Raw genomic sequence first — 25,630 nt, forward strand, 5'->3', positions numbered from 1 at the left:
CGTCTTATTGATTAACTCCATTTGTTTTTGATTAGGGAAGATACGAAACTTAAACGCCTTTTTAACTAACATGATTTCACCTCGCTTTATAGGAACGCACGTTCTAATTTTACCATGACAGTGAGTGTTTTGGCTATCGCCAACCGCCATTCATCTCCCCCTTATCGCTGAGCTAAAGCTCATCACCCGCTTGAAGAGGGAGTCTTCTGTCGGATAAAGATAAAATGAGTAGAAGAATGATCAGCAGCAGAAGCAAAATCGGAATAACAACACCTAACATTTCCATATTACTTTACCTCCTTTGTGTGGAGCAATACGGTGCTGCTGGAAAAAAGTATAAAGCTGACTGCAAGGACTTTTATTAAAAAAAGCAGCTGGCTTTCCTCCAAGAAGAAAAACTCAAATACAGAAGGATTGGAAGGGAGAAACATATACATATATGCTGCCAGCAGAAACGGGAGCAGGATGAAACTCCATCTGGTCTTCTGTACACTCGCTCCGATAAAATAGCCAAGTGAAAATATTAGAATCACATAAAGATAGTTATACAAGATAGATACGGCAAACAGGCTGTAACTGTACTCTGTTATTAACAGGTCGTTTGAAGAAAATATGCTCCTTATTACAAGGATTGCAGATCCGGCCAGAACAGAAGTTATACTTGCAAACAGCCCGACTGTTAGTAGGTAAAGAATATTTGCAGCGCTGCTGGTAAAACGGTTGGCTGCAAAAATAAAGTCAATCTTTCTGTTTTGCTTGCTAGTAAGAGAACTACCGGTTGTAAAAGCCCAAATCCAGGTAAGAGCAATGACAAAGTCAGAAGAGAAGTAATTAACTGTCATGCTAATTCCCACTGAACTGCCGCCGCCCATTGACTCTGTCCCCCCTAAAGATAGGAGAATGGCTGCAATTTGGATTATCATTAATGTAGTGACAGCATCTTTATAAGCTTTCAGCTTAAAAATATATTGTTTATAGATCATTGGCCGATAATCAGCTTTCACTAAAGACATCATCGATACCTCCTTTTTCATCCTGTGTTAAATAGATACATAGATCTGCTGCAGATACAGCTGATAAGAATAGGTCCTGAGTGCGCATGTTCTGCAGTTCTGCTTTTGTAAAAGTGTTTTCCACAGCAGCATAAGACATGTGAGAATGTAAGTCGCGGTAAAAAAAGACCTTTTTGTCTTTGACAACCTGACTGATCACCTTCTTTGACCCTTTTAAGCCGACAGCGAACTCTTTGAGCCCTGATACCGGCATGTGAAGGATTTCTCTTCCTTCTTTCAGCAAAAGAACATCTTCCAGCAAATCTTCGATTTCTTCCATATGATGGCTCGAAAGCAGAATGGTACGAGGATAGGCAATGTAATCCTTCAGCAGGGCTCGGTAAAAATCTTTTCTGGCACCTGCGTCCAATCCTGAAACAGGCTCATCAAGGATTGTCAGTGAACATCTGGAAGCAATCCCGATGATGAAATTAAATGTACTTGTCTGACCCTTTGAAAGGTGATGGTGATATTGTTTTTTGTCCAAAGAGAAGTAATGAAAAAGCTTCCATGCCAGCTTTTCATCCCAATTAGGGTAAAAACTGCCTGCAGTTTCCAGAAGTTCTTCCAGCTGCATAGAAGGAGGGAAGATCATTTGATCATCTATGTAAATTGAATTGATAGACACATCCAGGCTGTTAAAAGGGTGTGTCCCAAAAACGCTGATATCTCCGGAGCTTTTCTTTAAATAGCCTGCAATCATTTTCAGCAATGTGCTTTTTCCAGCCCCGTTTCTCCCGATAACCCCTGTAATTTTGTTTTCTTCGATTCTACAGTTCAGGCCATTGACCGCGTACTTCTTTCCAAACTGTTTCGTCACATTGCTGCATGTAATCACGTTCATCTTTCTCCCTCCTGTTCTTTCATTGCTTTCCGAATCATACTGATAAGCTCTTCTTCTTGTATGTGCAGGCGTCCTGCTTCTGATACAAGATCATGAACAAGCCCTTTTAGGACTTCATTCCTTCTTTTGTGTTGAATGATGCTATGTGCTTCATCTGAAACAAACATTCCCAGACCCCGTTTTTTATACAGCGTGCCTTCATCAACGAGCAAGTTTAAACCTTTAGCAGCAGTAGCAGGGTTGATTGTATATATGTCAGCCAGCTGATACTGAGAATATACTTTTTGCTGAGCTTCAAACTGTCCGTTTAATATCTCAGCTTCCACGATCTCTGCTATTTGTACATAAATAGGCTTCATACTATCAGGATGCAGAATCGCTATCGCTCCCCTTCTTAATTAGTACATTACTGTTGTAATGTGGTATATATTATATGGGGTAATATGGCAATAACTAAATTGCTGCATGCCCTGGCGGTGTTCTAACAAGTTGTTTTGATAAGAGTCTCTGCTGTTTAACCATTTTTCCATAAGTTTATTGACAGCTAAAGATGAATGTCTTATGATAAATTCACAGCCACATTTTAGCTGTTTTACAATCAAATGAACTCCAAAGGGGAGTAGCTAACAGTTATGTCGTCATCTCGTAATGCGCTGCATTACCGGCCTAACTGGCAACAAATTTGTTGTTTGCGAGACCTTTGCCAATAGTGGTAAAGGACCCTTGAATTTTCTATTACAACCTTTGCCATACTTCTGGTGAGGGTTCTTTATATTAAGGAGGAGAAAGGATATCTGAAATTTTTGTGGATGACGTTTACGCTATGAAAAACGAAGGAGATTATCAAATTAGTTGAATAGAAGTCTGCAAAGAAGAATATTGATATTCTTGATGCTCTACACGGCCGTTGGACTATATGCAGCGGCAGCTCTCACTGAAAATGATTATAATCCCCCGAGAATCCTTGGTTTCACATCTTTGGGAGTATAAATGAACCGAAACCGTTAAGGAATGAATACTTTATTGGAGGAAATACCCGTGCTAAAAAAATGTCTTAGTCTTATGAAGGTAGGAATACCACATGTCAATCTTGTGCTGGAGTGTGAAAGCATTTCGGCCGGAAGCAAGGTTTGCGGTGCTTTTCACGTAAAGGGAGGCTGGATTAAGCAGCACATTAAGCGGCTGGAATGTGATTTGGTGAGAGAAGTTCCGGAAAAATCAACGGAGTTTGTAGATGCGGTCACAACCATTCTCATGTCTAGAACGATTGAAGTGAACGACGAAAGCCAAATTCCATTTACCTATCATGTACCAGATCAGCTGGCACCCTCCTCGGAGAATGTGTCCTATCGTTTTCAGACAAGGCTTGTCTTCAAGGATGACATGATCTGCAATGATCATGATGAAATTTTAATAACTTCTGCTTGAGTGGGACGACGGGACGGGTCCCTTGTCCCAGGACAAATTTTTAATAATTGAATATTTTCTCTTATCGAGAGCGGCGGAGGGACTGGCCCGAAGAAGCCCGGCAACCATCCATATTCTTAGAATATGAATAGGTGCTAAATCCTGCAATATACGAGGTTTGTATTTTGAAAGATAAGAGAGGCAGCAATACAGCTTTAATATTTAGTGCCTCTCTTTTTATAGAGCGGCACTTTTTTTATATCACCCAAAAGGAGGAAAAAGAAATGTCCATCAGCGTTGTGAAAGGAGCTCCAGGGGCTTACAGCTTAGGAGAAGGAATACTAAAACAATTGGCCTCTCATCTTACTGAATTGCAAATTAGAAAGGTGCATATTGTCAGCGGTGCTAAAGCCTGGGAAGCTGTGCAGCCGTACTGGCCTCAAGAATTAACGGAGAATGGAAGCTGGGGAGCAGCTTTAACCAAGATTACAGGCCATACCACTCTGCAGACAGTCGAAGCTATTAGTCAAAAACTCATCTCGGAAGGAGCTGATGCTGTCATCGGCATTGGCGGCGGAACAGCTCTTGATATTGCAAAGGCTGCCGCCATTCAGGCAGGAGTTAAATCAGTTCTCATTCCATCAATTGCAGCCACATGTGCTGCTTGGACACCGCTCAGTGTTTTTTATAATGAGAACGGTGCTTTTACCCATTTCACTGAATTTCCTGCGGCAAATACCCTCGTACTGGTCGAGCCAGCAGTTATAGCACAGGCTCCTGTCAAGTACCTCAAAGCAGGAATAGGCGATACCCTGGCTAAATATTACGAAGCAGAAGCACTTATTTCTTCTTTTTATAAAGGGAAGGAATTGCCTGTATGGCTTCAGATATCAAGAGAAGCAGCAAGAATATGTAAGGAAACTCTTTTGAAGGATGCTGCTGCAGCGATTGAATCAGCTGAAAAGGGGAAAGTAACGGAAGAACTTCTCAGTGTGATTGATGCCATCATCTTGACTGGCGGTATGGTTGGAGGATTTGGTGGTAAGGCAGGCAGGGTTGCCGGTGCCCATTCTGTTCATAACGGCCTGACAGAAGCAAAGGAAGTGCGCGGTTTCCTTCATGGCGAATTAGTGGCATATGGCGTTTTGGTACAGCTTTCACTTGAAGAAAAAGGGGAGGAACTGGACAGTCTTTTGAACTATTATAAAGAATGGGAATTTCCCTCATCTCTATCTGACCTGGGCATAGACTCTGAAGACGATGAGCTCCTGAAGAGAATTGCCAAAAAGACAATCCTGCCTCAGGAATCCATTCACTACATGGGCTTGCACATAACAGAAGAACGTTTGATATCTGCACTGCGGGACGCAGGGACGGGTACCTCGTCCCGCATCACAAGCAGAAAATGAAGAATGCTCATCCTGCAGCATAGTCATTTTTTTTAGCCTGCTTTTTGTCATTCATTTAAGGGTATGAAAGGTAAGAAGGGTTACTAGAAGAGGTGATTATGTGGACAATTGGATTACAAATGTAATGGAACAGTTTGGATACATAGGGATCCTCTTATTGATACTAATAGAGAATATTTTTCCCCCTATACCTTCAGAAATCATACTGACCTTTGGCGGATTTATGACAACAACTACACGTTTAACAGTTTTAGGAGTTGTAGCTGTATCGACCCTGGGATCAGTTTTAGGTGCTGTTATCCTCTATTGGATAGGATATAAGCTTTCAGCCAGCAGGCTAAAGCAGCTCGTTGAAAAATGGGGGCATCTGCTGAGACTGACTACTGCTGATGTGGATAAGGCGAATAATTGGTTTCACAGCCACGGCATCTGGACAGTCTTTTTCTGCAGATTCGTTCCGCTTGTCAGGAGCCTGATTTCCCTTCCGGCAGGTACCTCGCGGATGAACTTTGGATTATTCCTCCTGCTCACAACTTTCGGGACTTTGATATGGAATGCAGTTTTGGTTTACATTGGTGTCATCCTTGGAGACTCTTGGGACAGAATCTACCAATACATGGATGTTTACTCCACAGTTTCCTATGTTTTACTGGGAACAGCGGGGGCTGCTGCTGTATTTTGGTTTTACAGGAAGAAAAGTGGGACGTAGGGACGGGTCCCACGTCCCGCGTCAATCCACTTGGAGATGAAATTCACTTCCGCCTAATCACTGATATGTCATATAAATCCCGGCCCCATCATATACTATGCTAACTGAAATTTCCCTCAAATAAACATTCTCCCATATATGCATGAACAAACTAGTAGAAGAAAATCTTCTGCTTTTTTATTTTCTAATTAATGGTAATATTGATTCAGTAAGAGTTGTAGAAAGTAGAAAGTAAGTAATAAAAAAATTAACTACTAAGAGCTGCAACAGAAGGAGGTTACAAAGTGAACAAATTGATTTCTCCTTTTCATTACGATATTTTGAAAAAGGAATTATTCTATTTAGAAGAAATCGGTGAGTTGGCGCCCAATGAAGCAGAGAGACTGCTCCGCTGTTACAAAGTAGGGTACGAAAAAGAGACCAAACCTGCAAGATCTATTCATTTCTTTGAAATCATATCTATAATCGGTTCCATTTTAATCGGCCTTAGTGTTCTTAGTTTTGTTGCGAGCAATTGGTCTGCGTTGTCCAGCATGGAAAAATTCTTTCTGTTACTTGGAGGATTGATTGTTTCTTATGTCTTGGCCTGGTTTTTGGAAGAGAGCAAGCCTGTTCTGTCAAAATCTCTGTACTATATTGGTGTATTTGTATATGGAGCTGAAATATTTTACATTGGACAAATGTTTCACTTGGGAGGAGAATTGGCAAACGCTTTATTTGCCTGGTCGCTTGGGTTTCTTTCATTAGCTTTTTACAAAAGCGATCAAATCCTATATTTTTTTGGCTATGGCCTTATTTATTTATCCATTCAATTGAAATTCTTATTTGTCGAGGGTGGAGATCCTTCTCTATGGATGTTAATCGTCCTGCCATTATTATTCCTGATTTCAGCCTATGGAAAGACGATGAGCCCATATTTACAGATTGCAAACTATTTTGTTATGTATCAATTTATTGAAATGAAATTTCTACTAAACAACGAGTACTCTTTTTTATGGATGCTTCCTGTTTTAGCAGGGTTATTTCTTCTTTCAGAAGTCCTGTTTAAAAAAGACACATACTTGCGCGTCGTAAATCTTATTATTCTTTATCAGTTTGTTCAAACAAAAATCGGCTTCGAAGCGATAGAAAATGGTTCCTTTTTATTCTTGTTTGCACTCATTGTACCTGTTCTGTTTATCGGCAGTCACAAGCTGTTAAATAAGTCTCCAATTCTTTTTGGATTCAATGTAATCTTAGCTATTCAAGTGGTCCTTCTTGCTTTTTACCATATGGAAGTAAGTTATGCATGCTGGTATCTCGGGTTTATATTTATGGTTGGCCTGATATTCACCCATTTCCAACTTTCCGACTATCAAAACGTTATGAAAAATTTGGGTATTGTCTTACAGTTTGGAGCAGGAATTCTATTAACAATGGAATTTGCGTATCCAGCTGACGCTGCTGTTCCATATGAATTGATTTTTGGACTACTATATTTAATTTATGGCGTTTATCTTGTTTATAAAAATAAATTATTTGGTGTACTGCTTGTCAGTGCGCTGATATTCCGATTTTATGTGGATGTATCGCTGGCATTTATGAATAAATCAATTGCTTTCTTTATAGGAGGAACTCTTCTTCTTGGACTGGGATATTGGTTTGAGAGAACGAGGAGAGGAGAGAAGATGAATGAAGAAAAAGCGGCTGCCAGGTAGATTGTTTCTATTATCACTATTTGTTCCTGTTGTGGTGCTGACAAGCATGTTAATCAAACCCGTGACCACAATGGTTAATGGAGAAGAAGTGACACTGGCAACAATCCCAATAGATCCGAGAGATATTTTTTATGGCGATTACGTTGACCTGGAGTTGGAAATAAACGAGCTGAATGCTTCTTTACTGACAGAAAAGTTAAGAAAACAACTAACCAATGACAGCTTTCACAGGGATTTGACTGTTTATGTCTCACTATCTAAAGATGACAACGGTATTTATAAAGCGGTCAATATTAGTGAAGAAAAACCAAGCGGCTCCTTCGTGCAAGGCAAAATGCTGCCATATTTCATCGATTCCAGCGAAAATGAACAATCTGTAAGAATTAATTATGGAATTGATCGTTTTTATGTAGAAGAAGGTACAGGTTTGGAGTTGGAAGAACAGGCGAGAGAAGGCCAGGTGGTGGTTACTGTGAGGATACATGATGGGTATGGGTTGGTGACTAGTGTAAAAGAGGTGAAATAGGGGTGCCAGTCACTCCTCGAAAACGATTGTTTCACGGTGAAGAGGGTCGGTGTCAAGGTGTATGTTTGATGTAGGGAGGATAAAACATTTTCACAGTTTTATCCTCTTTTTCATGAGATTTACCAAAACCTAAACTATAAGTAATATATTATCAACAATGGTTTATTCTGCAGCATTTCTCTGCGAAAATGATCTGCAATGCACATGTTCAACAATTCTCAATACCTTGGCGGTGACTGCTAAATATCTTCATAACTCCTGCTTTACCTGTTTTAATTATAGTTTTATAAATGATAAGCGACTAGATTACCAAATTGCCTGATATCTTCAAGATAGTTGTAACCTGAAGGATTTTCTGTCTGGTTATACATTCTGACTGCTACTGCCTGAAGTGAGGGGATAACAAGGCAGGCACAGCCGGAAATGCCAAGTATGAGGTATGCATCCTCCGGCAGTGCTTCACCCAGCTGGTTCAGCGGCGTGGGGTGTTGAAGCCACCAGAAATAGCCGTTTCTTGGAAAATGCTTTGGCAGATCAGAGGGAGTCTGTGACATCACTACTCTCTCAAACACGCTTCTGGGGAGTAGCTGCTTTCCCATGAATCTTCCATGGTTGAGATGGATACAGCCCCACTTCGCAAGGTCTCTCGCACTTGCGTAAAAGTTAACAGAAGAATTTCCCGAAATTTTTCTGGGCCATTCTGCCATATACTCCTTTGCTTCTGTCTTCCAGTGGGTTTCCGTAAGCTGATACACCGTAAAAATATTTTTAGCAACGTAATCATGGAGTGTTTGATCCGTTAGCTTTTGGATAAGCTCTATCAGGAGATCAACACCGGAATTGTTATACATCCATTGGGTACCGGGAGCAAAAGCTGACAGCAGCTGTTTATCCTGTTGATCAAGACCATGCGTATGTGTAACCAAATGACGCAGCGTGACGCGCGGAGCTGTTATATCTAGATAGTCTTCTATGCTGTCATTCAGGCTTTTGATTTTTCCTTCTTCTATCAGCAGGCTGATTGCCAAACCCAGATAAGTTTTCCTAATTGAGGCCAGCGGAAACAGCGTTTTTTCATCAGTCGTTCTGGAACCGGGTGTTTTCCCTTGGTTTCCTGCATAGTATTCATTTACTGCAATCCCTTTTTTCAAAATATAAACAGCTGCGGCTGTGGCACCGATCTCTTTCTGTTTTTGTACCACGTACTGATTAAGGCTGCTAAAGTCTGAAGATTTCTTCATTGTTTGCCCCCTTCTTAAAGAAAATTTTTCCCATCTCCCACATAAAGGAGTATACTGGCTAGGGCTTATTATTCAAAGGGAAAGTGGGTTGGAGCATGAAGCATAAAGGTTATGCAGTTACAGTCTTTTCTTCCATTCAATGGCTGTTTTTTATTTTTGCTAATACAATTGTTGTACCGGTATCAATCGGTGCAGCTTTTCAATTGCCTCTGGAAACAGTTGCAATGACTATACGAATTTCTTTTATCATAACAGGTGCAGCATGCATCCTCCAAGGTTTGGCTGGCCATCGCTATCCTCTGCTGGAAGGACATTCAGGACTGCTGTGGGGTCTGACTCTCTCGCTGAGCTTGTCGTCGGCTTCACTGGGTCTTACCCTTTCGGAAATTGGCGGCGGCATTGCTGTTGGCATTCTCCTTGCAGGAGCAGTTACAGTTGTGCTTGCGGCATGTAACACCATCTCCGTACTTCAGGCCATTTTCACACCTATGGTCATGAGTGTTTATTTGTTTTTACTAACATTTCAACTGATTTTTATATTCTTTAAGGGTATGTTTAAGCTCGATTCGGAGGGGGCAATTGATCTTCCTGTAGCTGCGTTGTCGATAGGACTCGTGATATTTGTCAGCTTGCTCAAGATAAAAGGGGGGGGAATGCTCGGAAACTTTTCCATTTTGATTGGTATCACGGCAGGCTGGCTGCTTTATGTTCTGATTTTTCCGGGGGAAACTGCCTCTCCTTCTGGTGTTGGTTCCACCTTTACTCTATTTCCTCTGGGTGTTCCAAACCTGCAATATGGTATTATTGCTGTTTCATTTTTGGCAGGTCTTTTGAATTTGACCAATTCGTTTGCTTCTATTCAAGCAGCTGCAGTTTTGTACGGTGAGGAGGCAAAAACAGGTCAGTATAGAAGGTCCATATTTTTTACGGGTTTGTTTAGTATGGCGGCTTCGCTATTCGGATTGGTCCCTTATACACCTTTTGCTTCAACAATCGGTTTTTTACAAAGCACCAACATCCTTGAGAAAAAGCCCTTCTTTATCGGCGGCGCTTTGATGACAACACTCGGACTCATTCCGATTTTTGGAAGCTTTCTTGGAACCCTGCCGATTACGGTGGGGAACGCTGTGTTATTTGTCGCATATTTGCAGCTGTTTGGCACCGCGCTGGCAAGCATCAAAGGGGAAATCTTTGACTCGGTCTCCATATTTAGAATTGCGGGTCCGGTACTCATCGGGCTCTGCATCATGAATGTGTCCCCAAGCCTGTTCAGCAGCCTTCCGGTTCTCTTGCAGCCGTTAGCTGCCAACGGTCTCATTGTTGGTGTCCTTCTCTCAATCTTCATGGAGAAAAGTGTAAGGTGGGAAATTTAGGGGCCTCCCGCTAAAAATTGATAATTTTCGGGGTGTATCAGGCTTTATCGACAGTATTCGGGGTGTGACAGTCACTGTTCTCTAGTGGTATAATATTCCTTAATTGAATACCCCGCAGAAAAAAGATGCTGATGTACCAGCTTAATAGGGAATCCGGTGAAAATCCGGAGCTGTTTCCGCAACTGTAAGTGCTGATGAAATAAGAAGATGACCACTGTTCGAGGTTTCGTTTTGAACGGGAAGGTTCTTAAAGTAAAATGATGCACAAGCCAGGATACCTGTCTTTTTTTTATCGTATTATGCCTTTCGGAAGTTAGGGGCATGGTGCGGCGACTTTTCATCCTTTTGTTCTCTTTAATATATGATGATGTCCGCCGGCCAGCTCCTGGGCGGTTTTTTTTGCGTTTACGTAACTGTGGGGTTACTCAAAAGTATATTTCTTGGGGGAAGGAAGATGGTAAAAAAAGATTTTCGATATTTGTGTTATCCGTACATGCGTGAAGCTGCTTCAACTGTTGATTTTGAAATACGTACAGATTCTCTTGCAACGCGAATCGGACTAGCTGCGTCAAAGACGAGAAATATGCCCGAACTGCATGAAGAATTGCTTTACCTCTCAGAGATGGCGTATCACCTGAATGGATCAGTCAGAGGCAGCTTGGCAATTACTGCAGAGGATTTGCAAACACTCAGCAATATGTATGATTACTACACGTCAAAAGCGGGTGACACGATACATACTTTTGTACTGCCTCAAGGAACAGAGGCAGCTTGTGTTCTTCATACCTGTAGAAGTGAAGCGAAAAAATCAGTCCGAGCCCTTCACAAGGTAAGCCTTGAACGAGAGGTGGAGCCAATTCTGTTTGATTATGCCCATCTTTTGGCGAATGTTTTATTTGTAATGGCCGTGCATGTGAATTCATGTGAAGGTGTTCAAGAAATTCCATTTATCAGCAAGTCTTACAAAACCAGAAATATAAAAAAAGAGGAGAATTCCAAATGACAAAAAAACTTCAAATACTGCTTGCAGCTTTCCTGCTTTGTGCTAGTTCTGCCTGCAGCAATGGACAGTCTGCGACAACAGAACAGCCTGAGAACGGGGAAACACAGCTGCAGGAAGAAAAATCTGCCTCTTATACAGTGAAAGATGACAGAGGACTAGATATAACATTTGAAGCTGTGCCGGAGAAAATCGTTTCCCTTCAGCCGAGCAATACAGAAATACTGTTCGCCCTTGGTGCCGGAGAAAAAATTGTCGGTGTAACTGAATATGACAACTATCCCGAGGAGGCAAAAGAGATTGAAAGAATTTCTGACTCAATGACAGCGGACACTGAAGCTATACTTGCTTTAAAGCCTGATGCTGTCATTGCTTATACGACAGGTGATGACGCCGGGGTTCAACAGTTGGAAGCAGCAGGGCTCAATGTGTTTGTGATTCAGTCAGCCCAAACTTTTGATGACGTATACGGAGACATTGAGCAAATTGCTGCAGTGCTTGGAGAAAAAGAGAATGGTGAAAAACTGATTTCTGACATTCAATCACAAATCAGCGACGTGCAAGAGAAAGTGGCTGAAGTTAGTGAAAAAGAAAAAACATATTTTGAAATCAGCCCTTCTCCTGATATTTACACGGCAGGCTCCGAAACATTTCAGCAGGAAATACTGGAAAATGCAGGTGTCGAAAACATCTTTGCTGATCAAACAGGGTGGGTGAAGCTGTCAGAAGAAGAGATCGTCAAGCGAAATCCTGACACCATTTTGACTACCGTCAATTATGTGGAAAACCCAACTGAAGAAATTAAATCCAGAGGAAGCTGGGACGCACTGGATGCGGTGAAAAATGATAAGGTCTTTTTCCTGGACTCTGATGTAATGTCCCGCCCTGGACCGCGGATCGGTGAAGCAGTGGAACTTGCAGCTTCAGCTGTTTACCCTGAGCTTTTTCAATAAAAGAAGTGAACACAAAAAGGATTTAGTAAATATCTAATCCCTCTCTCAAAAGGGGTGAAGTAAACGTAAGCGGAGATATTCCGGTTACATGCTAAATGAGGCTAATTTTAGGCATTATAAAGGGAGATTTTCCGGTTACCCTACTTAAAACTGCCTGATTCTAGCACTTTTGTTCAAATAGGCGGAATTCCTACGTGTATTTTGAGCTTTTATTGCTGCATTTCTCAAATAAGCGGAATCTCTACGTCTATGTCATTACGCTAGACTCTTAAAAAAGGGGTTAAAGAAAATATAAGCGGAAGTATTCCGGTTAAGTACTAAATAGGGTTGATTTTAGGCAATCTAAGATAAGCTTTTCCGGTTACTCTACTTAAAAACTAATAGACGAATTCGTACGCTTATTTCAGACTTTTTTTTGTATTTTTCCAATAAGAGAAATCATTACGTCTATTTCAGCAGTTCCGTCCCAAAGTAAAAAGTAAAGGAAAAACTTATAAGAAATCTCGCACACTTAACAACAAACATTTATAAATAAGAGAGTTACTAGTGCATTTAGCAGGGTAAAGCACATTTGATAGAAGCAAATTCAACACGCAAAAAGCTCGGAGCCATTATGCTTCGAGCTTTCTTTATAGTAGGTTTTGAAAGGAAAGATGCAGGGCAGTCGGGAAAAATTCGACAAAACTCGGGTGGTGCCTGGCACTGTTCCCCTTTCGACAAAACTCGGGTGGTGCCTGGCACTGTTCTCTATTTCGCCAAATCCCGGGTGGTGCCAGGCACTGTTCCCGACCGCAGTTCCGCAGCTGAAGCAGCCAGCAGAATAACATTGCAGCAGAGCATAATAATCGGCACTGCAGCAAATTGATGATTTGGCAGGAAGATCAGGGAAGCCGAAACCAGCAGGATGATGGCAATAGGTATGTATAGATAGGAGTATGACTTGTACAGCCATGCAAAAGGAAAAAAGTGCACTGCGGTAATGGTGCTGATCGTAAAGGGAAGAGCGGCCGGATCGTTTATATATATATAGACCATAATGGGTGCTGTAAAAACAGGGCCTGCTGCCAGCAGTCCGGTCAGACTCGTCAGAGAGTTGATCCTTTTCAGCATATTGATTCCCATCAGCCTGCAAAACAAGTAACCGGCAGGAAAAAGAAGAACCGTTCCGCAAAGATAAAGCAAAGCCAGCGTGGTTGGGTGATTGATGTAAAACTGCATTCCCAGCATTGCTGCCCAGTATAAGATAACGGATAGGAGCATAGGAATGCCTTTCTTATTATATTCTGCCAGTTTCAATCGTTCTTTTTCCATATCTAGTTCTCCACCTCTTCTTATGTTGACTTATCACTTTCCCTATTTGAAAAAATGCTAAGCTTCCATTTCAAGAGTTCCACATACTTATTTTGATCTTTGTTCGGCTCCTTTCACTCCGTCAGCTTTGAAACGTTTTCTTAAAATGGTGTCTTCCAGCACGGAAAAGACGAGAAAAAACATGCTCAAAACAGCAAAAAACAAACCATATCCCCATTCTCCTACTGAAAATCTTGTCACGGACAAGCAGCCCATTAAAATACAGTTGATAATCAGTATTAATTTTTTAGGCCATCTCATTGTGCATCTCTCCTATATCTACTTATTAAAATAAAAACATTCCCAAACAAAGGAAATTTTTATAAAATATAACATAGATACTGATAATGTGTTGTCGAAGTCTGTTTTCTTATTTCTAAGAGTGTAAGATCTGCTGAAATCTTAGAAAGGGAAGACTTGAAGTGATAAAGGAGAAGCTATGGTGCTTAAGATAGAAAGTAATGTGAAGCTGAGTTTTGGAGAAATGTATGTTGTAATATATCAATCTGGGCCACATCTCCCTTATGTGATATTAGATGCTGGCTACGGTAATGACTCCAGTGTTTGGGAGAAGACAGCAGGAGAAATTGGTGAATTTGCAAATGTAATTGTATATGACCGCGCAGGAGTCGGAAAAAGCAGTAACAGCTGCCATCCGAGAACAGCCTTCTGGATGGCAGAAGAACTGTACGAAATCATGGAGAATCTGGACATTGATTCTCCGATACTGGCAGGCCATTCCTATGGCGGTGTGATTCACAGGGTGTTAGCTGACAGATATCCAACAAAGACAGCCGGGCTGGTGCTAATAGATTCAACGCCCCATGATTATCAGAATAGATTTTTACCAAACATGTCAGAGGCATTTCAAAACAGCTATTACAGCCAGTTTACAAAAGAGGGAAATGCAGAGAATTTTAAAGAGAGCTTGAAGCAGCTTCAAAATTGCAGTAACTTGCTGGATGTGCCGGTAACAGTACTGTCAGCGGGTAAAAAACAACATTACAATGAATCTTCGCAGACGCTATGGCATGACATGCAGCGGGAAATGCTTCAGATAACAAAAAGCAGGAGTACATTTTTAATTGCCGAACATTCAGGGCATTTCATTCAAAGGGAACAGCCTGAAGTTGTGATTGATGCAGTAAGAAGTATGGTTATTAGTTTGATGAAAAATGATGAGGAAAAGAGACAGGTATGATGAAAAAAGGGGCAGCAGCAGTTATCATAGTCGTTCTGTTGATGTTGATCTATCATCTGCAATCTGGCAAAGTAAATGATGCTGTGGTGAGTATTGAATACTCCAGTACGTTCACAAGTGAGGAAATTGAAGGAGCAGTAGGCACAGTAAAGAAAAAGTTTAGAGAGTTTCAAGGATGTGAACTAACAGATCTTAAATATAGTGAAACATATTCAAAGAGAAAGGCAGAGGAATATTTGACTTACGGAGGAGGTACGGGAAAGGGGCTGACGTCTGAAAATGTCATTGTCCTTCTCTCAACATTTACTGTTGGCTTTTCTGGAGGAGATGGCAGCTTTGATCCTCATTCTATCCAATCTGATTGGAATTGGATTTTGGTAAGGGAGAAGAAAGGCGGAAAGTGGAGGGTTGCTGACTGGGGCTATTAATCTTTCGGTAAGGCTGAGGCCGGCTGCTTAAAAAAATAATAATTGTTATGGTTGAGACTGGAAATGGCCAAGAAAATTGATTAATATATAATTAAGTTCTTTTGACCATAAAAAATTCGAGTATTTGTACCAGCTTAGTACAAAATAGGATTGTTGACTTGTTAGAAATTGAGAAGGAGATGCAGCCATGACAGAAGTAATTAAGCAGGACATAAACGGTACGGAAATACAATGGTCTACTATTAATGGCAGCCTTACATATGAAGGAGAACATGCTACTTTATTCTGGATTGAAACCACTTTAAAAAGTCTGTTTGATACATTTGAAGAAATCACCGGGCCCGAAGAACTGAAGGTTGTGCTGCAAACAGCTGGATACAGGACTGGGAAAATTGTCGGAGAAGGCATGTATGCGAAAAAAAGGATCGACCAAGTGCTGAAAGATCTTCACCTCGTTTATTTAAATGCCGGCTGGGGCAAAATAACACTGCAATACATAAACCTGGAAAAAAAAGAGATTACTATGAAATTAGAAAATATGTGGGAAACAAAACTTGTTAAAAAGCAGGCGGAGGACAGGGGAACAGCTCCAAGGCCGGGGTACTTCATTCCGGGACATATGGCTGGAGCTCTCAGTGTTCTGCTGCAAGAAAATGTATGGTATGAAGACATGAAAGGTGAAAAGGATGAGAATTCATACAGTTTGTTGAAGTTCTCACCCTCAGATGTTGATCCTGATCGAAATGTGTATGAATTAATTAGGAGCAAAGAGAAACAACAAATTAGAAAGCTGGAAGAAAAGGTGAGTGAGCGAACAAGAGAATTAACATCGCTGATTAGTGATCTTTCAACCCCTCTAATTCCCATTTTTAACAACACAATTGTCATTCCTCTCATTGGTAAATTTGAAGAGAGACGGGCAAGCGAACTGATGGATAAAATATTAACCGGAATTAAAATTCATCATGCAAAATATTTGCTGTTGGACTTAACTGGTATCAAAGAGATTGATCAGTTAACAATCAGCATTCTTAAGGATGTTATCGGGGCAGTCAGGCTTCTTGGAACCAAAACAAGCTTGGTAGGAATTTCTCCTGAATTGAGCCTGCAAATGGTGGATATGGATTTCAATTCTATTTATACTAAGTGCTTCAGTACACTGCAGCATGGGTTAATGTATACCATGTCTATGGAAGGGCTGGCGATTGTTTCAAAGGATCATCAAGGACATCTGTGATGCTGTATTCATGATGAGCTGGCGGACAATGTTACATTCTAATTGTCCACCAGCTACTTTAGTTAGTTGCATAGCGTTTTTCTTGCAGGCTTCTTACAAGCTGTCTTGCTTGAAGCTTTCACTTCCTTTAACATTTTGCAGTGAAGATTGCTTCCTTGGTTCTACCTTCTGAAGAACAGAGATACTGCCATATGTTTCTAGAATAACAGCTTCAGCCTCTTCCATTGAGGGAATTCCGCTGGAGCGGACTGCCTGAAGCACCTCCACCTTTATCATGCGATTTTTCTTCATGGTGTCTTCATTGTATGTTCCTTGAAAGTATAGCAGCTCCGGTTTCGACTTGATTAAACTGCTGAGAACAGAAGATTTTCTGGAAAAAGTGGTAATCAAATACTGCATGCCAATCAGGACAAAAAAGGCAGTAAGACCTTCCATAAGCGCTACATCTTTATTAAGCAGGATGGTGGCGAGTGTAGATCCCAGCGCAACGGTGATCACCAAATCAAATGCATTCATTTTGGTGAGCGTTCTTTTCCCCGATAGCCGCAGGATCATTAAGAGTCCGGCATACCCCAGTATTCCTACTATTGTAGTTCTGCCGATTATTTCCCAGCTGTTAAAAAACATGTAGAAACTCTCCTTTCCCATTGCCTCTACTATGGGACTTCCCCTAATGAGAAAATGCAAACACCACAGTATCGACAGTGTAAAAAGTTTCCAGTAGAATAAGTAGTATACTTGTTGTATGGAGGAGGTTTCACTTAATGAACCCAGGAGATGCATTTTTTCAGCTGGCAATGGTTATTTTTCTTGCTATGGTGATAGCAGTACCGTTTCTATTCTGGAAGACATGGAGAAAAAGGCAGACACAGCTCGATAGAATTGAAGAAAAGCTTGATAAGCTGGAGAAAAGACAATAAAGTTATATATAACACTGATGAACTTAGGAACAAAAACAACTGAAGAATCAGTAGGGAGGCTGTTGGAATGACAAGAAAATTAGGTGCGGCAAGACTGGCTGGAGCTGTTATTTTACCGGTTCTGCTTGTAGCAGGCTCTTTTCTGTTCTTCACTAATAGCTACTTTAGTTATAAAGAAGTGAAGGCATACACAGATAGCTGCTATGATAAAGGCGGATTTCCTTCTATAGAAAAATCGGGATGGAAAGTAGTTAGTTTTGATTGTCAAATTGATTAATTCGGAGAAACACCGTGGCATTGCCTGCGATTGTTTCTTCGTTTTTTTTAGGCTGTTTTCGTATTGATGACTTTCGAAGACTTTTAATTTCTGTAAAACTCACCTATGCTAATCGTAAGTTATGAATCAACGGTAAACTCCGCTGTTAAGTGGTACTTATCAAAGTCCCCCGCTTTTCTAAAATCTAGCATGTCTTTTACTATACGGTATTCACCATTCTCCAAATTTCCGTAGAGCCAGCTCCAATCAACATCCCATTCACTAACATCTGAAGAAGCCAATTCATAACCAATATCATTAAACCCATAGTTAGCATCAAGGACAACAGGAACTTGATACCATTTACCTTCAATTTTCTTTTCCAGCGAGAAATACTCACCATAGATACATTGTTTGTCAGAGTTATTCTCAAATATCACAGTCATCCCAGTTGAGGAGACAGTCCCTTCCTTTGCAATCATAGTGACGCCATCGAGGTTGTTGACAGTTGCATAAATTGTAGGCTTCCAGTCTGTCGTTTTAATAGATTGGTTAAAATTGTCACTTTGGCACCCTGATAAAAGTGTAGAACCTATTACCATACAGAATAACAAACATATGTATCGTTTCAAAAAACCACCCCTTTAAAAAATTAGACGCTAGACATGTATAAAAGTTACTTACCTTTTTAAAAGCCAAAAATTTACGAAAAAAGTCTTTTTTATTTTGCTAAACATAACAGGGTCAGCCAATTTCATTAGCCAGCTATGGTAAAGAAGGGTTTAAGACCCCTGTATCCTTTAATTGACCTCAGTGTACCAAATTTCAAAGAAATCAAGACGCTTCCTATTCATCTAAGGATAAAGTCTACTTTGTAATCATTAAATGAAAAACTTTCTCAATTACCTTGACAGAATATATTTACTATTCTATGATAATACCAGTGATAATGATTATCACTAAAGAGAATACCGAATGATTTTGGAGAGAAGCATCATGAAATTACGTTATTTATTGCCGGCTTTAGTGATTCTTTCTGTTGTTTCTCTTTTTGTAGGGGTTAGCAGTATTTCACCAAAAGCGCTTTTGAATTTTCAATCTGAAGAAACAGAGATTTTTTTAATCAGCAGAGTACCCAGGTTGATTTCCATCCTGCTGGCAGGAGCGGGTATGAGCATTGCCGGTCTGATTATGCAGCAGCTGAGCCGCAATAAGTTCGTATCTCCTACTACTGCCGGAACGCTTGATGCGACAAGGCTGGGCATTCTGGTGTCAATGTTGATGTTTGCAAACGCCTCCATGTTTCAAAAAATGACGGTAGCGTTTGTCTTCGCACTTGCAGGGACACTGCTGTTCATGCAGATTCTTGACCGGATTAAATTTAAAGATTCAGTTTTTATTCCATTGGTAGGTTTGATGTTTGGCAATATCCTGTCTTCGATTGCTACCTTTTTTGCTTACCGTGCAGATGTGATTCAAAATATGTCCGCCTGGCTGCAAGGTGACTTTTCAATGATTATGAAAGGGCGGTATGAACTGCTGTACATAAGTGTTCCGGTGCTTATCATTGCCTATTTGTATGCCAACCGGTTCACCGTGGCGGGCATGGGGGAAGATTTCACAAAAAACCTCGGACTTGCCTATAGGAGAGTTGTAAATATTGGCCTGATTCTCGTGGCATTGATTACAGTTACTGTTGTCCTGACAGTAGGAATGATTCCATTTCTGGGCTTGATCATACCGAATATTGTGTCAATCTTTAAAGGCGACAACCTGCGGAAAACCCTGCCTCACACTGCGATTTTGGGAGCAATCTTTTTGCTGGTAACAGATATTTTAGGGAGAGTTCTCATTTATCCTTATGAAATATCAATTTCTTTAATGGTAGGCGTACTCGGCAGCGGGATCTTCCTCTATTTACTGTTTAGGAGGAGAGCGCATGCGTAAACATATTCCGAAGTTTGCCATTCTGATTTTACTTGTTATCGGCGCTGTCAGCTTATATTTGTTTGATTCATTGAACGGAAGCTATGACTATGCACTGCCAAGAAGAGGCATGAAGGTTTTGGCGATGATGATCACAGGCCTTGCAATCGCCTATTCGACCGTTGTGTTTCAAACCATTACCCATAATAGAATACTAACTCCGGGAATTATGGGGCTTGACTCCTTGTACATGCTACTGCAAACGATCATTATCTTCTTTTTGGGATCGTCACATAGTCTCGTTGCCAACAAGCAGTTGAATTTTGCTGTGTCAGTCAGTGTGATGATCCTATTCGCACTAATCCTTTACAGGCTGCTGTTCAGCAAGGGAAATCAGCAAGTGTATTTTCTGCTTCTTGTCGGAATCATAGTAGGAACGTTCTTTTCCAGCATTTCAACTTTTCTGCAGGTGCTGATCGATCCCAATGAATTTATGGTCATTCAGGACAGGATGTTTGCAAGCTTTAATAACATCAATTCCGAACTGGTCTGGCTGGCGATAGGACTCATTCTGATTCTTCTGGTTTATGCATGGAGGTTTACAGCATATCTGGATGTTTTATCCCTGGGCAGGGAGCATGCTGTTAATTTGGGAGTGCCGTACGATTCAATTGTTAAAAAGATGCTGGTGCTGGTGGCTGTATTTATTTCCATTTCGACTGCACTTGTGGGGCCGATCACGTTTTTTGGATTGATCGTGGCAAACCTTGCCTACCAAATGTTTTCTACATACAGGCACAGCATTTTAATCAGCGGTGCCGTCCTGATCAGTATGATTGCTCTTGTGGGCGGTCAGTGGGTAGTTGAGAGAATATTTACATTCTCTACTACATTGAGTGTGATCATTAATTTTATCGGCGGAATATACTTCATTTATTTACTGTTAAGGGAGAGTCGTTCTTCATGATACAACTTCAGTCACTGTCTAAATTTTACGGAAAAAAGAAGGTTGTCCAGGATGTGTCAGCTGTCATAGAACGCGGGCAGATTACATCATTTATAGGTCCGAATGGTGCCGGTAAATCAACACTTCTTTCCATGGTCTCAAGACTTTTGGATGCTGATACCGGAGAGGTGCTGATAGATCAAAGCAATTCCAGAAAAATGAAATCCAGTGAGTTTTCCAAAAAAGTCTCCATACTCAAACAGTCCAACTTTATGAATGTACGCCTGACAATCAGAGAACTGGTATCTTTCGGCCGTTTTCCTTATTCAAAGGGAAGGCTGACAGATGCAGATGAGCAGATGGTGGATCAGGCCCTGGAATATATGGCTCTTAAGGATATGGAGCATGTTTTTATAGACGAAATATCCGGAGGGCAAAGACAGCGAGCGTTTATTGCCATGGTCATTGCGCAGGATACTGATTATATTCTGCTTGATGAACCGCTGAACAACCTGGACATGAAACATTCCGTTCAAATTATGAAAATACTGAGAAGTCTTGTGGACGATCTGGGCAAGACAGTGGTCATTGTGCTGCATGATATTAATTTTGCTTCCGTCTATTCAGACAAAATTGTCGCACTTAAGAATGGCAAAGTTGTGAAGGACGGCCCCACTAATGAAATTATTCAGTCCACTGCATTAAAGGAAATTTATGATATGGATATTCCAATACAGGAAATGAACAATTGCAGAATTTGCGTATATTTTAATTCATAAGAAAAAGGAGAAATAATCATGAAAAAACTAAGCTACTTAACATTCATAATGGCAGTTATGCTGCTGTTGGCAGCTTGCGGCAATAATCAGGCTGCACAAAGTACTGCAGCTTCAGAAAAAGACAGTAAGCCTGCTGAAACTGAAGAGACTGTAACAGTTAAGCATCAGTACGGAGAGGTAACAGTTACTAAAAATCCTCAAAAGGCAGTTGTTTTTGATTTTGGTGTACTTGATACACTGGATGTGCTCGGTGCTGATGTTGCCGGTGTGCCGCAGCTTGTTGTTCCTCAATATCTGCAGAAATATGCAGCTAGTGAATATACGAATGTAGGAAGCTTAAAAGAGCCGGATTTTGAGGCAATTCATGCATTAAAACCTGATGTCATTTATATCTCGGCAAGACAGGCTGAGCTTTACAAACAATTTGAAGAAATTGCCCCAACTATTTTGGTAGAAACAGATTATGCCGATTACCTGGGATCTCTTGAGAAAAACGTTGAAATGCTTGGTAAAATTTACGGAAAAGAAGATATAGCAGAAAAAGCGCTAAATGACCTTAAAGCGAAAGCAAGCGAGTTAAGTGAAAAAACTGGTTCTTCTGACAGTAAAGCATTAATCCTTCTTGCTAACGAAGGAAAGGTGAGCGCTTATGGAGCTGGTTCACGCTACGGCTTTATCCACGATGTTTTCGGATTTAAGCAAAGCGATGAAAACATCGAAGTGTCTCAGCACGGACAAAGCATTACATTTGAATATATTCTGGAAAGAAATCCTGATGTTATGTTCGTAATTGACCGTTCTGCTGCAATTGGCGGGGAAGCAGGGGCTCAACAAACGGTTGAAAATGATTTGGTGAAAAAGACTTCCGCTTTTGAAAACGGTAAAATTGTTTACCTTGATGGCGGCATTTGGTACTTGAGCGGCGGAGGTCTTCAATCTGTGAACTTAATGATGGAAGAAGTAGAAAAAGCATTGTAATTCACAAAGAGGCATTGACAGGAGAAATCTTTTCAATGCCTCTTTTTTTTAATCCTGCAAGTACTGATATATACGCTCTATTTACGCCGCAGACTGAGCGGACTTCTTTGCTTTTCCATGAAGAAGAAAAAGTTAAGAAGCAGCTTGGCCGAATAGAAAATAAAGAGATAATATAAAAAGAGATGAATGACATTCATGCCTCTTTGCAGATGTATAAGATCCCATATCAGAAGTATTGGCTTGAATAAGAAAGAAAGACCTCCTGCCAGCAGTGGAAAATACAGGTAGTAATTCTTTTTTTCACGATACGTCCACTGATAAAGCAAAATAGCCAGAACAGGTATGAGTGACACATCCAATGCAAAATTGGAGGGAAGGTGAGGAATGGACTGATAGGGATAGCTGATATATCCCCATCTCACGAGAATCAGATCGAAATAGGAAAAAATGATATGTACAGCAAATCCGTAAAAACCTGCGATGAAAATTTTGCTTCTGTCTATTTTAAAGTATAGCAGGATGAGCGGCGATATCAGGAAAAATACATTTACCCAAAACTGCCAGGTATCCGGACCGGAATGATCAAACCAATAGTCCACCCAATGTCTGGAAACGTCGAGCTGATCATCACGCAATCCTTGCAAAGTACTTCTTTGTTCTTTATCCATAACGCACTCCTACTGTTTTTTTATAGCTTATCCTTTTATCAAGATATTATGAATGAAACGTTACTCATAGAAAGGAAATGTCCCAATAACGAGACTTGGCCAGACAAAATGGAATCTTGAAAACAGGCTGCAGGGCTGGCTGAATTCACCTTAAACAAAACAAGGTGTTTCAAATGCGCTTGCTCTTGGAGAACGGTTGAAGCATACAAAATTTCAAGGAGTGTATACAAGTACAAGCGAAAGAACGATTGAAACAGCAAAACTCCTGTTGGGAGAGAGGGGCACTCAGCTGATTCACGAAGAAAACTTAAGAGAAATCAGTCTGGGGGAGTGGGAAGGGCCCACCCATGAAGAAATTAAAGTGAGTCATGCTCAACACTTTCAGCACTTTTGGGAAAGTCCTCATCTGTATGAACCTGCGGGGGGAGAAACTTTTCAACAGCTGATGAAGAGAGCTGCCACTGTCCTTGATAAAATTGTTCATCAACCTTTAGAAGGAAATGTGCTGATAGTTACGCATGCTGTTATGCTGAAAGCCATCTAGCTCCATGTTAACGGGGGGATTTGGAAGATTTTTGGGCACCTCCTTTTATTCATGTGATACAAGCTTAACGATTCTCTCTTATGAAGATGGTATATTTAGTATAGATTTTGCTGGGGGTATTTAGCATTTGAGGCAGGCAGAGTAAAAAAAAATGTTTAGAAAAGAGGAGAAATATGGGAAATTCAGTGATAGAAATACTAAGTGATCAGCAAGTAGGGGAGCTATATGAGTTATTCTCCAAAGAATGGTGGACAAGAAACAGAAAGCGGGAAGAAATTGAAGTGATGATTGAAAACAGTACAGTTACAGTGGGGATACTGTCTGAAGAAACAGGGGAGCTGATAGGGTTTGGCAGAGCCATTTCTGACAAGATATTCAGAGCGTTTATTTTTGATGTGATTGTAAGAGACAGCTTTAGGGACAAAGGGATTGGCCAGCTTGTCGTACAAGCTTTGTGCCAGCATCCAGATTTACATCACACTGAGCGAATTGAACTGTACTGTCCGGAAAGGCTGATCCCTTATTATGAAAAGCTTGGTTTTTCAACGGAAGTTAATGGCAGCTGCCTGATGCGGAAAATCAAGTAAATATTGTACTAACTGCTGCAGTCCATACATCAAGCAGGGTAGAGGTAGCAGCTGATTCTATAGGAAAGTTTGTCCTCTTCCAGGCATATATATGTGAAGTACCATTTGGCTCGAAAATATGAGTAGTATAAGGATGGGGAGTATCTTCACATGGTAATTGGACTCTCGGCAATCTTTTTGCTGGTGTTATTTCTTCCGTTAATATCACATACTGTTGAACATAATCTGGAGCTGTTTCTATTTGTAATGGGAATGCTGGCTGCTGTGTTCAGCGGGGTTATGAATCCTGATCTTTTTTTGGATGCAGCAAGGGATCCTGTTAACATTACACTCGCAGTTTTAGCTGCAGGAATATTGTTTAAATGGATACATATGCCGTTGGCCAGGTTTATCAGCAAAATTAGCAGCAAAATGCCATTTAAGTTATTTACATGTATTTCCATTGTTTTTCTGGGACTCATCTCCAGCGCAATTACTGCCATTATTGCAGCTCTGGTACTGGTGATGCTGGTATCCTCCCTGAATCTTGAGCGAAAATATATGGTGCGGTTCGTCGTGCTTTCCTGCTTTTCAATCGGGATGGGAGCAGCTCTCACCCCTATTGGAGAACCACTTTCCACCATTGCAATCAGCAAACTGAACGGCAGCTTTTTTCTGCTCACCAGGCTGATTGGTCATGAAGTGCTGGCAGCTCTCCTCTTATTCGGATCTTTGGGTGCAGTACTTGTAAAAAAGCCGGTGAAGACAGAAGCCATGAGAGAAACAATGGAAAAAGAGTCATATGAGGACATTTTGGCCAGAGCTCTTAAAATTTACTTTTTTGTTATGGGGCTTACATTTTTGGGATCCGGATTTGAACCTCTTATACAAACCTATTTTGTGAAACTGCAGCCAGAAGTGCTGTACTGGTTTAACATGATCTCGGCAGTTCTCGATAATGCAACTTTGACTGCTGCCGAAATCAGTCCTGTTATGGATACTGTCACAATAAGAGCGATATTATTGGGTCTGCTGATCAGCGGCGGAATGCTGATTCCAGGCAATATTCCTAATATCATTGCTGCGGGAAAACTGAATATTACCAGTAAAGAGTGGGCGGCTTACGGCCTTCCCATCGGGTTACTAGTCATGCTGATTTACTTTTTTATGCTTCATCGAATTTAGAAATCAAGATGGTTAAGGAGAATGCGGGAAGTTTGCTGCGGCAGAGGCAAAGACTATAATAAAGATCATCTTCAACAGAATTAAAGGGTTCTTCTTTCAGTGAAAACAATGTTAATAAGACAAACCATATGAGTAATTTATTGGTTTGTCTTTTTAAAATCAGACTCTGTTACATTTTCATTTGAACAATTAGCGTAGAAATAATGGAAGATTTATCTTTATCCGACAGAAGACTCCCTCTTCAAGCGGGTGATGAGCTTTAGCTCAGCGATAAGGGGAAGATGAATGGCGGTTGGCGATAGCCAAAACACTCACTGTCATGGTAAAATTAGAACGTGCGTTCCTATAAAGCGAGGTGAAATCATGTTAGTTAAAAAGGCGTTTAAGTTTCGTATCTTCCCTAATCAAAAACAAATGGAGTTAATCAATAAGACG

30 protein-coding genes, 1 pseudogene and 2 riboswitches are annotated in these 25,630 nt (G+C 40.8%); of the genes and pseudogenes, 21 read left to right on the plus strand and 10 right to left on the minus strand.

Annotated elements, in window-relative coordinates:
* From GJU40_RS21395 to GJU40_RS17055, 4 genes are all read right to left on the minus strand, one after another.
* On the minus strand, positions 1 to 150 hold a 150-nt coding region (locus GJU40_RS21395), incomplete at its 3' end, for a helix-turn-helix domain-containing protein (RefSeq protein ID WP_343031597.1).
* Between the two features lie 137 nt (positions 151 to 287).
* The gene (locus tag GJU40_RS17045) at positions 288 to 1,016 is read right to left on the minus strand and encodes a hypothetical protein (protein ID WP_154309279.1); all 729 of its coding nucleotides are present in this window, start codon (positions 1,014 to 1,016) and stop codon (positions 288 to 290) included.
* Positions 994 to 1,896 (minus strand): ATP-binding cassette domain-containing protein, encoded by a 903-nt coding sequence (locus GJU40_RS17050; RefSeq protein WP_154309280.1) that lies wholly within the window; start codon positions 1,894 to 1,896, stop codon positions 994 to 996. Before GJU40_RS17050 ends, GJU40_RS17045 begins: the two co-directional genes overlap by 23 nt.
* Positions 1,893 to 2,255: a GntR family transcriptional regulator gene (locus tag GJU40_RS17055; RefSeq protein ID WP_154309281.1), complete on the minus strand. Its 363-nt coding sequence runs from the start codon at positions 2,253 to 2,255 to the stop codon at positions 1,893 to 1,895. The genes GJU40_RS17050 and GJU40_RS17055 overlap by 4 nt, the downstream gene beginning before the upstream one ends.
* Positions 2,256 to 2,934: 679 nt before the next feature.
* Between GJU40_RS17055 and GJU40_RS17060 the strand changes: the two genes are divergently transcribed.
* The 5 genes from GJU40_RS17060 (at position 2,935) to GJU40_RS17080 (ending at position 7,644) form a co-directional block, all read left to right on the plus strand.
* On the plus strand, positions 2,935 to 3,324 hold the full coding sequence (locus GJU40_RS17060) for a sporulation protein (protein WP_343031595.1): 390 nt from the start codon (positions 2,935 to 2,937) through the stop codon (positions 3,322 to 3,324).
* 58 nt (positions 3,325 to 3,382) lie between these two features.
* Positions 3,383 to 3,502, plus strand: a riboswitch (SAM riboswitch).
* 85 nt (positions 3,503 to 3,587) lie between these two features.
* Positions 3,588 to 4,712, plus strand: coding sequence for an iron-containing alcohol dehydrogenase family protein (locus tag GJU40_RS17065; protein ID WP_154309283.1), 1,125 nt, complete (start codon positions 3,588 to 3,590; stop codon positions 4,710 to 4,712).
* Positions 4,713 to 4,812: 100 nt separating this feature from the next.
* Complete coding sequence (locus tag GJU40_RS17070) at positions 4,813 to 5,421, plus strand: DedA family protein (protein ID WP_343031596.1); 609 nt, start codon at positions 4,813 to 4,815, stop codon at positions 5,419 to 5,421.
* A gap of 284 nt (positions 5,422 to 5,705) precedes the next feature.
* Entirely contained in the window at positions 5,706 to 7,118 is a 1,413-nt protein-coding gene (locus GJU40_RS17075; protein WP_154309284.1) for a DUF2157 domain-containing protein, read from the plus strand.
* On the plus strand, positions 7,093 to 7,644 hold the full coding sequence (locus GJU40_RS17080; RefSeq protein WP_154309285.1) for a GDYXXLXY domain-containing protein: 552 nt from the start codon (positions 7,093 to 7,095) through the stop codon (positions 7,642 to 7,644). The genes GJU40_RS17075 and GJU40_RS17080 overlap by 26 nt, the downstream gene beginning before the upstream one ends.
* Positions 7,645 to 7,928: 284 nt before the next feature.
* Here the strand turns inward: GJU40_RS17080 and GJU40_RS17085 are convergent, their stop codons facing one another.
* On the minus strand, positions 7,929 to 8,885 hold the full coding sequence (locus GJU40_RS17085) for a serine hydrolase domain-containing protein (RefSeq protein WP_154309286.1): 957 nt from the start codon (positions 8,883 to 8,885) through the stop codon (positions 7,929 to 7,931).
* A gap of 95 nt (positions 8,886 to 8,980) precedes the next feature.
* On the opposite strand from GJU40_RS17085, the gene GJU40_RS17090 reads away from it, so the two are divergent.
* The 3 genes from GJU40_RS17090 (at position 8,981) to GJU40_RS17100 (ending at position 12,211) form a co-directional block, all read left to right on the plus strand.
* Positions 8,981 to 10,258, plus strand: coding sequence for a uracil/xanthine transporter (locus GJU40_RS17090; RefSeq protein ID WP_154309287.1), 1,278 nt, complete (start codon positions 8,981 to 8,983; stop codon positions 10,256 to 10,258).
* Positions 10,259 to 10,364: 106 nt separating this feature from the next.
* Positions 10,365 to 10,558, plus strand: a riboswitch (cobalamin riboswitch).
* A gap of 154 nt (positions 10,559 to 10,712) precedes the next feature.
* Positions 10,713 to 11,261, plus strand: coding sequence for an ATP:cob(I)alamin adenosyltransferase (locus GJU40_RS17095; protein ID WP_154309288.1), 549 nt, complete (start codon positions 10,713 to 10,715; stop codon positions 11,259 to 11,261).
* Entirely contained in the window at positions 11,258 to 12,211 is a 954-nt protein-coding gene (locus GJU40_RS17100) for an ABC transporter substrate-binding protein (protein WP_154309289.1), read from the plus strand. The genes GJU40_RS17095 and GJU40_RS17100 overlap by 4 nt, the downstream gene beginning before the upstream one ends.
* Positions 12,212 to 12,958: 747 nt before the next feature.
* Here GJU40_RS17100 and GJU40_RS17105 read toward each other — a convergent pair.
* Together GJU40_RS17105 and GJU40_RS17110 are read right to left on the minus strand one after the other, a co-directional pair.
* On the minus strand, positions 12,959 to 13,522 hold the full coding sequence (locus tag GJU40_RS17105) for a DUF7010 family protein (protein WP_154309290.1): 564 nt from the start codon (positions 13,520 to 13,522) through the stop codon (positions 12,959 to 12,961).
* Positions 13,523 to 13,609: 87 nt separating this feature from the next.
* The gene (locus GJU40_RS17110; protein ID WP_154309291.1) at positions 13,610 to 13,822 is read right to left on the minus strand and encodes a hypothetical protein; all 213 of its coding nucleotides are present in this window, start codon (positions 13,820 to 13,822) and stop codon (positions 13,610 to 13,612) included.
* Positions 13,823 to 14,000: 178 nt separating this feature from the next.
* Between GJU40_RS17110 and GJU40_RS17115 the strand changes: the two genes are divergently transcribed.
* The 3 genes from GJU40_RS17115 (at position 14,001) to GJU40_RS17125 (ending at position 16,427) form a co-directional block, all read left to right on the plus strand.
* Entirely contained in the window at positions 14,001 to 14,762 is a 762-nt protein-coding gene (locus tag GJU40_RS17115; protein WP_154309292.1) for an alpha/beta fold hydrolase, read from the plus strand.
* Positions 14,759 to 15,190 carry a DUF4829 domain-containing protein gene (locus GJU40_RS17120; protein ID WP_154309293.1) on the plus strand — a complete coding sequence of 144 codons (432 nt, stop codon included), beginning with the start codon at positions 14,759 to 14,761 and terminating at the stop codon, positions 15,188 to 15,190. The genes GJU40_RS17115 and GJU40_RS17120 overlap by 4 nt, the downstream gene beginning before the upstream one ends.
* 187 nt (positions 15,191 to 15,377) lie before the next feature.
* A complete protein-coding gene (locus GJU40_RS17125) occupies positions 15,378 to 16,427 on the plus strand; it encodes an STAS domain-containing protein (protein WP_154309294.1) in 1,050 nt (349 codons plus the stop codon).
* A 93-nt stretch (positions 16,428 to 16,520) separates the two neighbouring features.
* Here the strand turns inward: GJU40_RS17125 and GJU40_RS17130 are convergent, their stop codons facing one another.
* Positions 16,521 to 17,054: a DUF421 domain-containing protein gene (locus GJU40_RS17130; protein WP_154309295.1), complete on the minus strand. Its 534-nt coding sequence runs from the start codon at positions 17,052 to 17,054 to the stop codon at positions 16,521 to 16,523.
* A 137-nt stretch (positions 17,055 to 17,191) separates the two neighbouring features.
* Between GJU40_RS17130 and GJU40_RS17135 the strand changes: the two genes are divergently transcribed.
* Positions 17,192 to 17,347: a hypothetical protein gene (locus tag GJU40_RS17135; protein ID WP_154309296.1), complete on the plus strand. Its 156-nt coding sequence runs from the start codon at positions 17,192 to 17,194 to the stop codon at positions 17,345 to 17,347.
* A 67-nt stretch (positions 17,348 to 17,414) separates the two neighbouring features.
* Positions 17,415 to 17,624 carry a hypothetical protein gene (locus tag GJU40_RS17140; protein ID WP_154309297.1) on the plus strand — a complete coding sequence of 70 codons (210 nt, stop codon included), beginning with the start codon at positions 17,415 to 17,417 and terminating at the stop codon, positions 17,622 to 17,624.
* Between the two features lie 119 nt (positions 17,625 to 17,743).
* Here the strand turns inward: GJU40_RS17140 and GJU40_RS17145 are convergent, their stop codons facing one another.
* Positions 17,744 to 18,235, minus strand: coding sequence for an immunoglobulin-like domain-containing protein (locus GJU40_RS17145; protein WP_154309298.1), 492 nt, complete (start codon positions 18,233 to 18,235; stop codon positions 17,744 to 17,746).
* Positions 18,236 to 18,599: 364 nt separating this feature from the next.
* On the opposite strand from GJU40_RS17145, the gene GJU40_RS17150 reads away from it, so the two are divergent.
* Genes GJU40_RS17150 through GJU40_RS17165 form a run of 4 tightly spaced genes read left to right on the plus strand, consistent with a single transcriptional unit; the run spans position 18,600 to position 22,232 of the window.
* Entirely contained in the window at positions 18,600 to 19,550 is a 951-nt protein-coding gene (locus tag GJU40_RS17150) for an ABC transporter permease (RefSeq protein ID WP_154309299.1), read from the plus strand.
* A complete protein-coding gene (locus tag GJU40_RS17155; RefSeq protein WP_154309300.1) occupies positions 19,543 to 20,496 on the plus strand; it encodes an iron chelate uptake ABC transporter family permease subunit in 954 nt (317 codons plus the stop codon). The genes GJU40_RS17150 and GJU40_RS17155 overlap by 8 nt, the downstream gene beginning before the upstream one ends.
* On the plus strand, positions 20,493 to 21,254 hold the full coding sequence (locus tag GJU40_RS17160) for an iron ABC transporter ATP-binding protein (RefSeq protein ID WP_154309301.1): 762 nt from the start codon (positions 20,493 to 20,495) through the stop codon (positions 21,252 to 21,254). Before GJU40_RS17155 ends, GJU40_RS17160 begins: the two co-directional genes overlap by 4 nt.
* Positions 21,255 to 21,272: 18 nt before the next feature.
* Positions 21,273 to 22,232, plus strand: a complete 960-nt coding sequence (locus GJU40_RS17165) for a siderophore ABC transporter substrate-binding protein (RefSeq protein ID WP_154309302.1) — start codon at positions 21,273 to 21,275, stop codon at positions 22,230 to 22,232.
* 77 nt (positions 22,233 to 22,309) lie between these two features.
* Here GJU40_RS17165 and GJU40_RS17170 read toward each other — a convergent pair whose 3' ends face one another.
* Positions 22,310 to 22,900, minus strand: a complete 591-nt coding sequence (locus GJU40_RS17170; protein ID WP_154309303.1) for a CBO0543 family protein — start codon at positions 22,898 to 22,900, stop codon at positions 22,310 to 22,312.
* A 166-nt stretch (positions 22,901 to 23,066) separates the two neighbouring features.
* Here GJU40_RS17170 and GJU40_RS17175 point away from each other — a divergent pair.
* The 4 genes and pseudogenes from GJU40_RS17175 to GJU40_RS17190 all read left to right on the plus strand — a co-directional run.
* Positions 23,067 to 23,444: pseudogene (locus GJU40_RS17175) on the plus strand (histidine phosphatase family protein); the annotation flags it as partial.
* A gap of 173 nt (positions 23,445 to 23,617) precedes the next feature.
* Complete coding sequence (locus GJU40_RS17180; protein ID WP_154309305.1) at positions 23,618 to 24,031, plus strand: GNAT family N-acetyltransferase; 414 nt, start codon at positions 23,618 to 23,620, stop codon at positions 24,029 to 24,031.
* 150 nt (positions 24,032 to 24,181) lie between these two features.
* Entirely contained in the window at positions 24,182 to 25,195 is a 1,014-nt protein-coding gene (locus GJU40_RS17185; RefSeq protein ID WP_154309306.1) for a DUF1646 family protein, read from the plus strand.
* A 363-nt stretch (positions 25,196 to 25,558) separates the two neighbouring features.
* The coding region (locus GJU40_RS17190) for a helix-turn-helix domain-containing protein (RefSeq protein WP_154306416.1) at positions 25,559 to 25,630 on the plus strand (72 nt) is incomplete at its 3' end.

It is taken from the genome of Metabacillus lacus (genome assembly GCF_009674805.1).
Classification (GTDB): Bacteria; Bacillota; Bacilli; order Bacillales; family Bacillaceae; genus Metabacillus_C; species Metabacillus_C lacus.

Coding starts and splice junctions, on each gene's coding strand:
- GJU40_RS17045 (WP_154309279.1), bottom strand. CDS start 1,016: ATGATGTCTTTAGTGAAAGCTGATTATCGGCCAATGATCTATAAACAA.
- GJU40_RS17050 (WP_154309280.1), bottom strand. CDS start 1,896: ATGAACGTGATTACATGCAGCAATGTGACGAAACAGTTTGGAAAGAAG.
- GJU40_RS17055 (WP_154309281.1), bottom strand. CDS start 2,255: ATGAAGCCTATTTATGTACAAATAGCAGAGATCGTGGAAGCTGAGATA.
- GJU40_RS17065 (WP_154309283.1), top strand. CDS start 3,588: ATGTCCATCAGCGTTGTGAAAGGAGCTCCAGGGGCTTACAGCTTAGGA.
- GJU40_RS17080 (WP_154309285.1), top strand. CDS start 7,093: ATGAAGAAAAAGCGGCTGCCAGGTAGATTGTTTCTATTATCACTATTT.
- GJU40_RS17085 (WP_154309286.1), bottom strand. CDS start 8,885: ATGAAGAAATCTTCAGACTTTAGCAGCCTTAATCAGTACGTGGTACAA.
- GJU40_RS17090 (WP_154309287.1), top strand. CDS start 8,981: ATGAAGCATAAAGGTTATGCAGTTACAGTCTTTTCTTCCATTCAATGG.
- GJU40_RS17095 (WP_154309288.1), top strand. CDS start 10,713: ATGGTAAAAAAAGATTTTCGATATTTGTGTTATCCGTACATGCGTGAA.
- GJU40_RS17100 (WP_154309289.1), top strand. CDS start 11,258: ATGACAAAAAAACTTCAAATACTGCTTGCAGCTTTCCTGCTTTGTGCT.
- GJU40_RS17105 (WP_154309290.1), bottom strand. CDS start 13,522: ATGGAAAAAGAACGATTGAAACTGGCAGAATATAATAAGAAAGGCATT.
- GJU40_RS17110 (WP_154309291.1), bottom strand. CDS start 13,822: ATGAGATGGCCTAAAAAATTAATACTGATTATCAACTGTATTTTAATG.
- GJU40_RS17115 (WP_154309292.1), top strand. CDS start 14,001: ATGGTGCTTAAGATAGAAAGTAATGTGAAGCTGAGTTTTGGAGAAATG.
- GJU40_RS17120 (WP_154309293.1), top strand. CDS start 14,759: ATGATGAAAAAAGGGGCAGCAGCAGTTATCATAGTCGTTCTGTTGATG.
- GJU40_RS17125 (WP_154309294.1), top strand. CDS start 15,378: ATGACAGAAGTAATTAAGCAGGACATAAACGGTACGGAAATACAATGG.
- GJU40_RS17130 (WP_154309295.1), bottom strand. CDS start 17,054: ATGTTTTTTAACAGCTGGGAAATAATCGGCAGAACTACAATAGTAGGA.
- GJU40_RS17135 (WP_154309296.1), top strand. CDS start 17,192: ATGAACCCAGGAGATGCATTTTTTCAGCTGGCAATGGTTATTTTTCTT.
- GJU40_RS17140 (WP_154309297.1), top strand. CDS start 17,415: ATGACAAGAAAATTAGGTGCGGCAAGACTGGCTGGAGCTGTTATTTTA.
- GJU40_RS17150 (WP_154309299.1), top strand. CDS start 18,600: ATGAAATTACGTTATTTATTGCCGGCTTTAGTGATTCTTTCTGTTGTT.
- GJU40_RS17155 (WP_154309300.1), top strand. CDS start 19,543: ATGCGTAAACATATTCCGAAGTTTGCCATTCTGATTTTACTTGTTATC.
- GJU40_RS17160 (WP_154309301.1), top strand. CDS start 20,493: ATGATACAACTTCAGTCACTGTCTAAATTTTACGGAAAAAAGAAGGTT.
- GJU40_RS17165 (WP_154309302.1), top strand. CDS start 21,273: ATGAAAAAACTAAGCTACTTAACATTCATAATGGCAGTTATGCTGCTG.
- GJU40_RS17170 (WP_154309303.1), bottom strand. CDS start 22,900: ATGGATAAAGAACAAAGAAGTACTTTGCAAGGATTGCGTGATGATCAG.
- GJU40_RS17180 (WP_154309305.1), top strand. CDS start 23,618: ATGGGAAATTCAGTGATAGAAATACTAAGTGATCAGCAAGTAGGGGAG.
- GJU40_RS17185 (WP_154309306.1), top strand. CDS start 24,182: ATGGTAATTGGACTCTCGGCAATCTTTTTGCTGGTGTTATTTCTTCCG.